The organism is Pseudomonas sp. M2, assembly GCF_015751845.1.
Lineage (GTDB): Bacteria > Pseudomonadota > Gammaproteobacteria > Pseudomonadales > Pseudomonadaceae > Aquipseudomonas > Aquipseudomonas putida_E.
The window spans coordinates 4,859,639-4,872,678 of record NZ_JADOUD010000001.1 but is presented as its reverse complement, the minus strand read 5'-3'; the positions used below and the strand labels follow the sequence as shown (position 1 = coordinate 4,872,678).

The following is a 13,040-nucleotide window of genomic DNA, read 5'->3' as shown; positions in this document are numbered from 1 at the left end:
CTCAGTAGTAAGGCCGCGGTTGCTCATCCGCCTTGTTCAATACCGCCCCGATCAAATTCGCCGTCGCCAGATGATGCAGGCAGTCTTCGATATCCTTCTTGCTGTTCACCCCGTTGGCAACTACCAGCAGCACACAGTCGAACTTCGGCAAGACGGTCAATGCATCGTCGGAACTCAACAGCGGTGGCAGATCGAAAATGCAGATACGCGAGTCGTAGCGGTCGCGCAGGTCGCTGATCAGGCTGTTGACCTTGGGCGATGACAACATCTCGGTAGACATCGGTATCGGTTCACGCGTGGGCAGCACCACGAACCGCGGCAAGGTCGGGTTGACCAGTACCTCTTCCAGCCAGGCCTCGCCTTTGAGCAGCTCGTTCAGCGCTTTGTCCATGGGCAGGCCAAGGCTGCTGCCAACCCTTGGACGACGCAGGTCGAAGTCGACCAGCAGCGCGGTCTTGGTGGTGTGGTGGGCGATGCTCATGGCCAGGTTGACCGCCAGCACTGTCTTGCCCGCCTCGGGTGTCGGCGAGGTGATCGCCAAAGTCCGCCAGCCGTTTTCTTCCATGGCCTGCAGCACTTGCGTGCGCAGCAGGTCGATGGCCCCGCTCATGTTCGAGTTCTTGTTGTAGGAGACGATCCGGTTGCGTTCCAAATGCTCCGCACGCAGCGGCACCACCTTGGTCTGCACGTAATCGAATTGCCCCAAGGCTTCGGGCTGCTCCGACACAGGCGCCGCCTTTGGCGTTTCAGCGGGAGTGGGAGAAACCTGATGAATGTTCTTTCCGATAGCCGGCGTAATTCTGTCCATCGCTGCGCTTCCCTATTCAAACCGAGCCATAGCTTTAAACAGCAAGAGGTCCAGTGGCATGTAGAACACATGGACGACCACCATCAGCATAGCAACCAGCAACAACCCGCCGATGACCAGCAGCACCCGCCACTTGCGGCGCCTGGCCACATCGGCCTGCGTGGAAATGTACGGCACGGCCACCAGCACCCGCTTGCCCAGCACGCTTTCCAGCGCACCGACACCCCGTATACGCTGGTTCAGCATTTCCAGCAGCATCACCAGCGCGCCGCCCACTGCCGGCGCCAACACCAGGCCAAGGGCGACAATTTTCTTGCGGTTGGGCTTGACCGGTTTTTCCGGCATCAAGGGTGGCTCCAGCAACACGAAGCGCTCAGCCTTGTTTTCCTGCTCCAGACTTTCGGTGATCTTCGCGCCCATTTCCTTGTCGCGGATTTCTTCATACTTCTTGCGTGCGTTGTCATGGTCACGCATCAGTGTTACCAGGCCGCGCTCCACTTGCGGAGCTTCGAGGATATCGGCCTCATAGCCTTCCATTTTGGCCGTCAGCTGACGTTTCTGTTCAGCAAGCGATGCGATGCGCGACTGCGTAGCCGCCATTTTGGTACGTACCCTGGCCGCATCGAGGTTCATGGCCGCCGCAGCGGCGATGCCCTTCTCGCCCGAGGCCTTGAGCAAGTCGATCTTGCGCTTGACGGCCACCACATCGGGGTGCGCCGGGGTGTATTTGGTCAACAGCCGGGCATACTCGGCCTTGAGGCTGGCCAGGTCCTGTGGTTGGTCCGCCGAGGCAGGCCTGCCGCCAGCCGCCTGCGCGGGCACCCCCGCATTGGCGGCCGCCAGCTCCAGTTCGAGGTAACGCAGCTCTTCCTGGGCGGCCTTGTAGTCGCGATCGACCTCGCGGAACTCCAACTCCGAACGCGACAACATGCTCATGCGCAACTGCTGGTTCTCAGGCAAGGCATTGGCGTGCGCCTGCTTGAAATCCGCCAGCTTGTTCTCGAGCGCAGCCAGCTCGGCGCCCAGCTTGTTCGCCTCCTGGGTAAGGAATTCGGTGGTCTCGGTTGCGCGCTCGGTGCGCTGTTTCATGTTTTCGTTGAGAAACAGCGTCACCAGTTCGTCGGCCACTTCCTTGGCAACTTCAGCGCGCTTGTCCTCATAGGAAACCGTGAACGCGACCGTCGCCTCGCCACGCCCTTTGACGTAGGTACTGAGCGTGGCCACGACGATTGCACTGCGCATCTGCTCGATCTTGTCGGTCTCACTGAACCGCCTGCCCTTGTCGGCGAACAGGTTGTACTTGTCGATGATCTTCAGCAGGTTCTCGCGGGTCATGACGCGCTGACGAATGACCTCGATGCGCTCATCGGCAAAACTGTTGTTGTTGGCCGAGACCAGCTCTGGCGAAATCTGTTGCGACTCCACCAGGATGGTGCCGGTCGACTGATAAAGGGGCGGCACCGAGACGGCGACCCCGACGGTTGCCGCAATCACGACCACGATGCTCACCCCCAGCAACAAGGCGCGGTCCTTGATGATGGCGATGTAATCTTTAAGGGAAAGCTCGTAGTCCGTTTTCATGGTGGCCACCCGTGCGAGAGTCAGATGTCGGGATATCTGTACGTCAGCGTCAATCCGGCAATGGTCGCGTCAGCATCGGGCAAGCCGTCTTGCTGGCGCTGCTTGTACATCAACGAGAAACGCAGGTCCCAGGCCGGTGAAAATGCGCGGCTTGCCCAGATGCCATACGTTTGTAACGTGTTTGGCGAGACCCCTTTGCTGTCCTGCCAGGACGCATCGACGCCCACGCGGTCGACCTCGGTGACCAGGTAGCTCCAGCTGCCGCGTACCATATCGAGTTCGGCAAAGCCGCCCTCGGCGTTGGCAACGGTGCTGCGCTCAGCGCTGAAGGTGGCGTCGGCACGATCGCCTCGGTAGAACAGCGACATGCCACCTTCACCGCGGCGCCCGCCGCCAGAACCCGTGGTCTTGTTCACGCCGATATGCATCTCGCCTTCAAACCGTTCGGAAAACCGGTGCCTGACACCGATATTCGGGCTGTAGCTGTTGGAGGACACCGCGGTGGTATCGTCCTGCGGTTCATAACGCCTGGCGTCGAAACCGGTGATGATGTCGGTGCGCTCGCTCCAGGCGTAGGTCCATGTCGATGTGTTGTACAGCTCGTCGTAACCGGTCAACGAACTGATGTCATAACGGGCATGTGAGTAGGTCAGGACGTTGGCCAGCGTGCTGCGCTCGGTCACCGCGCTGCTCCAGTTGGCCTCGAGCGTAGACATCTCCTGCGTGCCGTCGGTGGTGACAACACCGGTGTCCTGCACAGCACCGGACAGCGTGGAACTTTCCTCGTAGCGCGCCAGCAAGCCAAAGCCACCGGTCTCGGTCTCGCGCTGCCACCCCAGGCTCACCTTGGGGTCTTCACGGTCATCGACGATCGACCGGTCGGATGAGCGCAGCACGTTGACACCCAGGCCCAGGCGCAACTGGTCGCGGTCGAACTGACCGATCAGGCTGTAGTCGGGCGCAATGATGGTACGCGTCACACCTTTCTCCTCGGACGTCAGGAGCAATGGGTTGCTGTCGTACTCGACAGACGTGGGCACCACGACTGAAGACTGCCAAATGGCGGCGTGAACCACCCCAGACAACGGCAACATCATGATTGCCGTCGCAATATTCGTTGGTCGGAAAATAGGCACTAGAGATTCTTATATATTGGTAGGGTCAAGGTACGACCAGCGTATCGCCAGCCTGAAGTTGGAAGTTGGTGGACATGTCGCGCCCGGAAACCAGATCCTTGTAGCGCACCGGCAATACCTTTTGTGAAGGGCCGCTGCCGCGGATGACCTTGATGGCACTTTCGTCGGCGAATTTGTCCATTCCACCCGACATGCTCAGCGCCTGAAGCACCGCCGTAGGGCCTGCCATGGGCACCGGGCCTGGCTTGATGACCTTGCCTTGCACATACACAAGGTTGCCCGCCGTACCCGTGACGACGACGCTTACATTAGGATCTGCCAGGTAGGGTTTGAGGCCGGCAGTGACCTTGTCGGCAACCGCTGTGACGTCCAGCCCGGCCACATCGATTCGACCTGCCAGCGGGAAGGTGATGCTGCCATCGGGAAGTACGACGGTTTCCTGGCGAAGGGTGTCCTCTTGCCAGACCGAAATCAGCACCCTGTCACCGGGGCTGAGCAGGTACGCCGGGTTGCCTTGATCGGCCACGCTGGTGCCGGACCAAGTCACGAATACGCAAAGGATGGAAATCAGCAAACGCGCCATGAGGGATCCCTCCGGCCTTGCGGCCCAGGTTCAAGAGCACTGAATGAGAACGACACTAAACCTCTCGCTCCACTTCGCAGCCGTTACAGCGCTGCGACGGCCTCAAGCATCCAGGAGGCCCTTTACCGCAATGCCGCTTCGCCTGCCACTGCCAATTTGCGTCTGGGGCGTCAGCTACTGGAATATAGCAACAGCTGTAAAATTGACAAGCGGCTAATCCCGTCTTCGACGCAAACATCTATTATTTAGCGTCAATTCACTGGCAGTACGGTTAAGTTGATCGTAATGGTAACAACAGCGTCCTCAAATTTTCTTTCTGTTGGCAACTGCGACAAAGCCGATCACCGCAAACGCAAACACCCAGCCTGCCGTTGCCAAGGGAACAATATTTGCCTGGCTCATATAAGAATCAGCCGCCCGTGCCGCACCACTCAATAACACCAACAGAAAGATGGATTTGATGAACAGTGTTGAGCGCATGGTCCCCTCCTACGAAGAGGAAAATTTATTATGGGTTTTTGGCGGAGGAATGAATCGCTGTTGATTGGAGCTTATGGGCACGATGCCATTACGTCAACGTTCCGACACCATAATAAATCTCAATCGACTGCCCCTCGACTCGTCAAATTATCGACATGCAGAAGATGCAGGCACTTTTCACCCGCTCGCGCTTCAAGCAACTCATTGATATGCCATAAAAATAAACTGTCATCAGCGCCCCACCCTGGCCAGCATGCGGGTAGTCGAACCGGGGCACGACTTGAACGATGTGTTTCATAGGCGAGAAACATTGAGAATCATTGCGCTTAGCGTCACGCTTATGACGGAAAAAGATCGAGGGTACGTTCGACCTCATCAATATCGATCGTGAAGCCATCACCCTGCGGCGTGCCGACGACGAAGCCAAAATGCTGATGGTCACGGTCCGTCAGGTACTTGTAGTAGCTGACGAAGCGGTTAGGCGGCTGCAGCGCCAGCAGCGAGCCGCCTGAACGCAGCACATTGACGCCGTGAACCAGCTGGCTGCCTTCCACGCCAATCACCGTCCTGGCCCCCGCGCATGCCGCGACGATGGTCGGCACATCGCACCTGAGTGGGTCGATCACGCGAAAGCCACGGTACTTGCGCAAGTGTTCGGCGACCTCAAGTTCGTTGCGCATCAAGCGCAATTGGCCTTCACAGCCGCGCAGAATGAACACGCCAGGGTGCGTTACAGGGTCCACATGCGACAGCAACTTGTCGCCCATGGCACGGTAGCGCTGATGCCGGCTGCGGTTGTTGCTCACGTCGTCGAACAGCACCAGTTCCTTGAAAAATGCGCTGCGCAAGCGCAAGGGTTGCATGTCCAGCCACGCCTCATAGCCGGGGGCCTGGGTAAACAATGGAAACCTGGCCGATGGTGCCGTGGTAACAGGGATGCCCTCGTTGCAGGCCAGTGCGTAGGTCGGGCAATCTTCCATCAACCAGGTACCAAACCAAGTGTTGCCGTTTTGCGTGCAATACACAGCACCCCGCTCTATCTCGTAGTCCACCGTTACCCGCGGGAAAGTGCTGGGCTTCAACGACAGCCAATGGCTGGCGTCGTCTTTGTATAACGCCCCGTCAATCAGCCAGACATCCTTTAGCAGGTAGCCGCGCGTCGGGCCTTGATGCGCACGGATACCGCCTTCCATGGTGAGCGCGGGGTGTACATGGGGAAAAAAACGCTTGGCCTCCCAACCGGTCACGCGTTCCAGCTGGTTGGGCAAGAAATACGCCGGTGGAGAGACGGTGGTTTCGCCGGGCGCGATGTCCCAGGTTTTAACCGCCCGACTTTTTATGTCGATATCGGCTTTACGGGCAAGCCGCTTTCTGGCCATGTGTTTGTAGGCGGCCAGTGTCCAAACAGTTTCGCTGGTAATCAGCGTTGAATTGAACTCAGAAATATTACTACCCATGGCAAGCCCCCTATGATAAGAACGCCAAAAAGCTCGCAAGCGACGTCCTTATCCAGGCCGGCCCTGACGCTAAGTTAGTTGGACAACACCCTTTCCATCGTGGGCGGTGATTTCAAGTTGGCATACCGTTCGCGCAAGTTCTCGAAAAACAACTCACCCGAACTTCTATTGCCATAGAGGTATATCTTGTGCAGGCCGCCAAACACCATTTCGTGGTAGCGGCTTGCAAGCGCTTCATCACTGGACCCTTCCGGTAAACCCAGGTGCAGCGTCAACTTGTTGCCCTCGACCGCAAACAGCGGCGTGTCCCAAAGAAACTGGGCCACTCCCGTCTTGGGTAGACGGATGAACATGTAAGCGTGGTTGCCCAGCGAGTCGATATCACCCCCGCGCCGCCGCTTCCACTTCAGTAACCCGTCATCCGGGCGCGCCAGACAAAGACCGATGTCGTAATAGTCGTAGCCATTGGCCAAGGCCCACTCCAACGCCAGGTAGGTGGTGATGGAGTTGACCTCACGCAGTTTCTTGGCATCGGAAAACACGGCTTCGCAGTAACCGAAACGCAAGGTGCTCCAGTAGCGCTTGCCAGCCCGGGTTATCTCACAACCCAGGTGACAGGCCACCACCTCGCCATCCAAGGTGATCAAGTCCAGGCGGCCTACCCCCTTGGCCAAACGAAACACCTCCTCGGTGGGAAACTGTGCCGCATGAATCCCTTGCCGTGCGCTGGCATAAGGCCGAAGCAGGTCACGGTCGGCCATGGCAATTTCGTCATCCGAGAGCGTTTGCCTCATCTGGTACAGCGGTCGGTTCTTGCGGATACTGCGGCGCAACTCACTGTCATAGCGCGCGGTGATATCGTCCAGCGAGCGCCCAAGCGGTACGACGGCACTCAGGTAGTGCGGTACGGACAGTGCCCCGAGGGTGGGTAACTCACTGACTACTACGCGGCTGGGCACGCTGCCCGCCGGGCCCTCGGGTGCTGGTGCCTGCTGTTGCGCTTTGCCGCCTATCAACAGCTTGGCCATTTCGCGCTGTTGCTTCCTGCCGATGTAGAGAATTTCGTAGGGGCTTTGCTGCTGCAGCCTGAACCGGGCGACCTCCCAATGCCAGAAGCACGCCCGCCCAAGCATGTCGCGTAACACGTTTGATACGGTTCTGATCTCGTAACGCAGCGAAGGTGAGATGAGTTTTCGAGCTATGGCCATCATGTGCGCTTTCATTTCTTCTTCGACGTCCTTTGAATTCAAACGGCCTTATCGGAAGAGAAGCGGGTTATTGCTCGAGACAATGACGTAAGCGACTGATAATCCGACAACATTGCCCCTTGCCGGCCTAACATTCAGTAACAATTTAAGATGCAAGCTCGCGTATTAGCAAGCGGCGTTTTGCAATCGCCTGCCTTCATTTCATGACGTCAATTTTCTTTCCTGTACGCGTTGGGTCATTGATTGTTGCAATGGGTAATTAACTACCTCACCGCTACGATGCAAACGGCGCCTGCTATCGGCTCTTTCTCTCATGCAGGTACCGACGATGACTGATTTCGCCCTTCAAAACCCTCATCAGCAACTGATCCAGGAACAGCTACCGGCCTGGGCCAGAACGATGCAACCTGAGCACTGGCGGCGCTTGCGCGAGAGCGTGCAGCCCGAGCAAGGCCTGGAGGGTCAAGCGCCATGGTTCGCCAATGCTGCACCCGATCTGCGCGAAGCAGTGCTTGCCAGCCAGCGCCGCCTGGACGACTCGCAGTACCAACTGGCGCGCGCCATGGCGGGCCTGCAGAACGTTGCTGAATTCGCCGAAGCCTTGCTCGAGCAACGACTGAAGGCCGAGCACCAACTGTCGGTGCCGCTGCGCAGTACCCAGCTCATCCATATTCAACACAGGTTCAGTTTCGGCACCTACGTCACCGGCCACAAAGCGACCAGCCTGCTCGAAGCCGCCCTGCACAACTTCGAAGAGCAGCCCACGTTCAGCCACGACAGCGCCCTGGTACTGGACGGTGATGCGCAGTTTGAAGCCACCACGGTCGTCGGCCAGACCACGTTGGGCGACAGCGAAACGCTGGTCGATATCGACCTGCCGTCCGAGTCATACCGTATCGACCCGCTGCCGCTTGCTCCCAGCGGCTACGCCCGCAGTTGTCGGGACCTGGACATTGGGCAGCGTTATCAGGAACACCTGCAGGCGATCTTCGAAACGCCCTCAAGCCCGGTACGCGCGGCCTTCATGACGACCCTGCGTGACCGCCTGCGCCTTGCCGCCGACATGGCCTTGCTGCGCCACACCATTACCGGCGCCGGCCGTGATGTCATTGAACAACTGCTGGCACAGGCCCCCGTACGCTGCTGGCAGCCATCGCTGTTCGGCATCGCGCTGCACGAAGTGCTGATCATCGACGCCGGCACGGCGGGTTTGTTGGTGTACCTGCCCGGTGATGAGCAGCGCCTGCTGCAGTTTCCCGGCCTTGCCGGCGTGCATGCACATCTCGCCACCCACTTGCTGCAAGCGGATTACCGACGGGGTTTCCAGCGATACGTCTCATCGTTGCAGTGCTATCGTTTCCTCGACCTGTTGCACCAGAACCTCGACGCCGCAGGTAACAGCCCCGCAGATCAACGGTGGTCGATGCGCGAGGGCGCCGACCTGCACCTGGCCCTTGCCCCCATCGAGGCGCCACTGCTGGCTTTCCTCTATGGCGATCATGTGGCACGCCTGAAGGCCGAGGCCGCAGCCGTGGCAGTGCCTACCGCAGAGGTCGACAGGCAAGCGCACCAACGGCGCATCGCCCAGTGGCAAAGCATGGGGCTGGACGCACTGATGGTTGCAGGTTTCTTCATACCCGGGGTTGGCACCCTGTTGACAGGGGTAATCGCCTGCCAGTTGCTTGGGGAGGTGATCGACGGTTACCAGGCTTGGAGCATAGGCGACCGCCACCTGGCCTTGCAGCACATTGAGGCGGTAGGCCTGAACCTTGCTGCGATCGGCGGTTTGCATGCAGCAGGCAAGGTGCTGCCCAGGCTGTTCAACAGCGCGCTGATGGAAAGCCTTGAACCGGTGAAACTGCGGGACGGCAGCCGACGGCTCTGGCGTGCAGACCTGAAGGGCTATGCGAGCAACGTGCAGTTACCTGCAGAACTTGAAGCCAACCCGCAAGGGTTGCGAACCCACCAGGGCAGACAATTCATCCGCCTGGATGGCCAACACTATGAAATTGCCCTGGACGGCACCGACCAACGCTGGAGGATCGTCCACCCCAGTGACCACGAGGCCTACCGGCCGCTGCTGGAACACAACGGCGAAGGCGCCTGGCGCGCGGAACACGAGGCACCTCAGGACTGGGCCGACAGCCAGTGCGTGCGCCGCCTGGGCTTGCCTGTGGATGCACTGGACGATGCGCAACTGCAACAGGCCATGGTCATCAGTGGTGTGAACCGGGCACGTTTGCAGGCAGTACACCTGGCCGGTGAAGCCACCCCTGCACTGCTTGCCGATACGCTGGAGCGTTTTACGCTGGCGAAGCAAATGCCCGAGCTGGACGGCGCAGCACTGACGCGTATTTACGGCCGTACGGCAAGCGCCGCCGAGCAGCGGATGTGCGATACCTACGCGCCATTGACCCCACCGCTTGCCAGGCGTCTGCTGGCTCGGCTCTCACCGGAGGCGTTGGCCAATTGGCAAGCGCAAGGAACGTTACCGGCCTGGCTGCACATGGAAGCCGAACAGATCACCCGGGATCTGCCATTGGTCCGTGCCCTGGAAGGCCTGTATCAGCCGCGCCTGGCCAACCGCGACAGCGAACGCTTGCTGCTCGCCTGCATGCAACGGTACTCCGGCTGGCCACAGCACTTGCGCGTTGAGATCCGCGAGGCCACGCCAGAGGGCACCGTGCTGGCAGCCATCGGCGACGAACAGGCCAGCGAGCGTTGCCTGTTGCTCAGGTCGGGTCAAGGCTACGAGGTCTTCAATGGCGAACGCCCGGTTGCCAGGCCAGTGCATGCCGATGCGTACCAGGCGCTGTACGCCGCAGCGCCACCAAACCTCAAGCGCGCGTGGGGCAGTGCTGGCGCGCTGGGCGAGCGCACGCAGCGCCTGGCCGCTGCCGAGCGGCGCAAGTGGCCGATGCGCCTCTGGGGGCCACAGGCCAAGCGCCCTACCCCGCGTCACAGGTTGCGCGGTGGCGCACCTGTCACTCCACTGGCACCCGCCTCGCCGTTCTTCAACCAAAGCGTGCCGGCGCGCTTGCGCAGGCTCTACCCCAGCATCACCCAAGAGCAGGCCGAGCGCTTACAGGTAGACTGGCGTAACACGATGCGCTCTGCAGAGACAGAATTGCGCATTCGTGAAGACACCTTGAGACAGTTGCGCACCGACCTCGATCGATGGGCAACGGCCGTTCCCCGCCGCCAGCCCGCCGTGCGCAGGATTCTCAACGCCTGGCAGCAAAATTCGATACGTGTGCTGTCCACCGGCCAACGCATCCACTCCCTGGACCTGAAAAACTTCGAACTGGAAAACAGCGACTTGGCTACCCTCACGCTGCCAGCAGGTTTTAACCACGTCGCGGACCTTGACCTCAGCGGTAACAGCGCACTGAGCGAGTTGCCCGCACAATGGCTGCAGTGCCTGCCCGAACTGCAGCGCCTGACCTTGAGCCGTTGTCGCTTCGCCGCGGTTCCAGAGGTTCGGGTACCTGGCAACCTGCAATGGCTTGACCTTGAACATAACCGCATCAGCTGGGACGCACGCTCACAGGCAGCACTGGAACGACTGGACGGGTTGAGGGTGCTGGATCTCTCCGAGAACCCGTTGCTCCACGCGCCGAACCTGCAGAACCTTCCAGGGCTCGGCTCGGTGTTCATGGTCAACTGCGGCTTGACCGAACTCCCACAAGGCCTTCAACGACTGGAGTCGGTGCTGATCATCGACCTGTCCGAGAACCAGTTCCAGCGCCTTCCACAGGGGTTCACCCTGCCCGCGGCCAGCGCCAATGCCTTGGCCCTGGAAAGCCCGGCGCTAGGGCTGCCCATTCGCGAGCAGATTGAGGATTATTTCCAGCTTCATGGAGCTGACCTTCTGGTATCCGATATCGACTACCAGCCGCTGTTGGCCAATGCCAGCGCACAGCGACTACGCTTGTGGGCGCGCGTGCCGTTGCACTACCGGCGAGAGCTGCGCCAGCTGATCGAGGACATCGCCGATTTCGATGACTTCGATGCAGGCCTGGAGGCACTGTGGCGCTGCCTCGAACGCATGGATGCAGACCCCGCTTTTCGCGATCTGGCGCTAGACTCGCCGGCTACCTTGCTGCTGGATCTCTGAGCCGCTTCAGGCACTGCCCTGGCGGCCCCGCTCGGCACGGGTCGCCAGCCAGCGCGCAAGGTCCGCCGCCGGCATTGGCCGGGCCAGCAGATAGCCCTGCCCCTGGTCGCAACCGGCGTTGCGCAAGAAGTCATACTGTTCCTGGGTTTCAATGCCCTCGGCAGTGATCCGGAAGCCTAACGCATGGCCCAGGTCGATGATGGCCCGGGCCACGGCCACTGCATCGTCATCGTCCGGCAGGTCTTTGATGAACGCACGGTCGATCTTCAGGTGATCGATCGGCAGCGCTCGCAAATAAGCCAGTGACGAATAACCCGTGCCGAAGTCGTCCACCGCCGTGGTCACGCCCATGGCCTGTAATTGGGCCAGTACCTCACAGGCCTGTTGCTGGCTTTCCATCAGCAGACTTTCGGTGATTTCCACTTCCAGCAGGCTCGGCGCCAGGCCATGACACTCCAGCGCCTGGGCCAGGCTGGAGACATAGTCGCTGCGCTCGATCTGCAGCGCCGCCACGTTGATCGCCATTGGCCCGGGTACGCGGTCCTCGTCGCGCCAGGCGGCCATCTGCGCGCAAGCCAGCGCCAACACGCGCTCACCCAGCGGAATGATCAGGCCCGTGCGCTCTGCCAGCGGGATGAACTCGGCCGGTGACACCAGGCCATGAACAGGGTCCCGCCAGCGCAGCAATGCTTCGACACCCTGCAGGCAGCCGCTGAACAGGTCGACCTTGGGTTGATACCACAGCTCGAACTCGTTCGCCTGCAAGGCACGGCGCAGGTTGCGCTCAAGCTCCAGGCGCTGCTGCAGGCGGGCAGTCATGTCGGTGTGGTAGGGGCGCCAGGCGTTGCGCCCGCTTTCCTTGGCTGCATACATCGCCGTATCGGCGTGACGCAGCAGGCTGCCGACATCCTCACCGTGCTGGGGGCACCTGGCCAGGCCGATACTGCCGGTCACCAGTGCGGTACTGCCATTGAGATCGAACGGGCGTTGCAGGCAGCGCAGCAGGTGAGCCACCTGGTGGCTCACCTGGCCCTGGGTGCCGCGCAACATGAAAACGAACTCGTCGCCGCCAAGGCGGCACACCCGGTCAGGCGCGTCCAGCTCCTGCAAAAAACGCGCGGTGGCTTGCTGCAGCAACAGGTCGCCCATGGCATGGCCGAGGCTGTCGTTCACCTGCTTGAAGCCATCGATGTCCAGCATCAACACAGCCAGACCATCGCCCTTGAGAATGGCATCGGCCAGTTGCTGCTGGAACAACACGCGGTTGGGCAAGCCGGTGATGGTGTCGTAGTGGGCCAGCCGCTCAAGTTGCGCCTGGGAGCTGCGCAGTTCTCGATTGCGTTGCTGCAACTGGCGTTGCTTGCGGTTGATCAGGGCCAGGAACAGGCTGGTCAAGCCCGTACAGGCCAGGGCGAACCAGAGCAGCGGCGAGACCAGAGGGCTGGCCATCAGGCCGTCAGGCTGGCGCTGCACGTCCAGATGGCCCAGCAGCACCGACAGGGCGATCCCGGCCAGGGCAAAGCCCACCGGCATCAGGCTGCCAAGGAAGCGGCGCAGCTGGCCGGTGGGCGGCGGTTCATCAGGTAGTGGGGTATTGGACGGGGTCATAGGCCTTCGTATGCGCTCGATTGCTTATGTATCGGCGCACTGCGGGCAATATTGAGCCAGAC

9 protein-coding genes are annotated in these 13,040 nt (G+C 60.5%); 1 reads left to right on the top strand and 8 read right to left on the bottom strand.

Annotation, left to right across the window (positions count from 1 at the left end; genetic code table 11):
• Position 1: 1 nt before the first annotated feature.
• The 7 genes from IWW33_RS22565 to IWW33_RS22535 all read right to left on the bottom strand — a co-directional run bounded on the left by IWW33_RS22565 (position 2) and on the right by IWW33_RS22535 (position 7,268).
• The gene (locus tag IWW33_RS22565) at positions 2-808 is read right to left on the bottom strand and encodes a CpsD/CapB family tyrosine-protein kinase (protein WP_046785988.1); all 807 of its coding nucleotides are present in this window, start codon (positions 806-808) and stop codon (positions 2-4) included.
• 12 nt (positions 809-820) lie between these two features.
• Entirely contained in the window at positions 821-2,389 is a 1,569-nt protein-coding gene (locus IWW33_RS22560) for a Wzz/FepE/Etk N-terminal domain-containing protein (RefSeq protein ID WP_115274614.1), read from the bottom strand.
• A 20-nt stretch (positions 2,390-2,409) separates the two neighbouring features.
• On the bottom strand, positions 2,410-3,525 hold the full coding sequence (locus IWW33_RS22555; protein ID WP_115274613.1) for a hypothetical protein: 1,116 nt from the start codon (positions 3,523-3,525) through the stop codon (positions 2,410-2,412).
• Positions 3,526-3,550: 25 nt separating this feature from the next.
• Positions 3,551-4,108: a polysaccharide biosynthesis/export family protein gene (locus IWW33_RS22550; RefSeq protein ID WP_046785985.1), complete on the bottom strand. Its 558-nt coding sequence runs from the start codon at positions 4,106-4,108 to the stop codon at positions 3,551-3,553.
• Between the two features lie 303 nt (positions 4,109-4,411).
• Positions 4,412-4,588: a hypothetical protein gene (locus IWW33_RS22545; protein WP_168216558.1), complete on the bottom strand. Its 177-nt coding sequence runs from the start codon at positions 4,586-4,588 to the stop codon at positions 4,412-4,414.
• A 338-nt stretch (positions 4,589-4,926) separates the two neighbouring features.
• Complete coding sequence (locus IWW33_RS22540; RefSeq protein WP_174141934.1) at positions 4,927-6,045, bottom strand: glycosyltransferase family 61 protein; 1,119 nt, start codon at positions 6,043-6,045, stop codon at positions 4,927-4,929.
• Positions 6,046-6,119: 74 nt separating this feature from the next.
• A complete protein-coding gene (locus IWW33_RS22535; RefSeq protein WP_174141914.1) occupies positions 6,120-7,268 on the bottom strand; it encodes a hypothetical protein in 1,149 nt (382 codons plus the stop codon).
• A gap of 313 nt (positions 7,269-7,581) precedes the next feature.
• Between IWW33_RS22535 and IWW33_RS22530 the strand changes: the two genes are divergently transcribed.
• Entirely contained in the window at positions 7,582-11,370 is a 3,789-nt protein-coding gene (locus IWW33_RS22530) for a DUF6543 domain-containing protein (protein ID WP_174141913.1), read from the top strand.
• A gap of 6 nt (positions 11,371-11,376) precedes the next feature.
• Here IWW33_RS22530 and IWW33_RS22525 read toward each other — a convergent pair whose 3' ends face one another.
• Positions 11,377-12,978, bottom strand: coding sequence for an EAL domain-containing protein (locus tag IWW33_RS22525; protein ID WP_115274609.1), 1,602 nt, complete (start codon positions 12,976-12,978; stop codon positions 11,377-11,379).
• Between the last annotated feature and the right edge of the window lie 62 nt (positions 12,979-13,040).

Coding starts and splice junctions, on each gene's coding strand:
- IWW33_RS22565 (WP_046785988.1), bottom strand. CDS start 808: ATGGACAGAATTACGCCGGCTATCGGAAAGAACATTCATCAGGTTTCT.
- IWW33_RS22560 (WP_115274614.1), bottom strand. CDS start 2,389: ATGAAAACGGACTACGAGCTTTCCCTTAAAGATTACATCGCCATCATC.
- IWW33_RS22550 (WP_046785985.1), bottom strand. CDS start 4,108: ATGGCGCGTTTGCTGATTTCCATCCTTTGCGTATTCGTGACTTGGTCC.
- IWW33_RS22545 (WP_168216558.1), bottom strand. CDS start 4,588: ATGCGCTCAACACTGTTCATCAAATCCATCTTTCTGTTGGTGTTATTG.
- IWW33_RS22540 (WP_174141934.1), bottom strand. CDS start 6,045: ATGGGTAGTAATATTTCTGAGTTCAATTCAACGCTGATTACCAGCGAA.
- IWW33_RS22535 (WP_174141914.1), bottom strand. CDS start 7,268: ATGAAAGCGCACATGATGGCCATAGCTCGAAAACTCATCTCACCTTCG.
- IWW33_RS22530 (WP_174141913.1), top strand. CDS start 7,582: ATGACTGATTTCGCCCTTCAAAACCCTCATCAGCAACTGATCCAGGAA.
- IWW33_RS22525 (WP_115274609.1), bottom strand. CDS start 12,978: ATGACCCCGTCCAATACCCCACTACCTGATGAACCGCCGCCCACCGGC.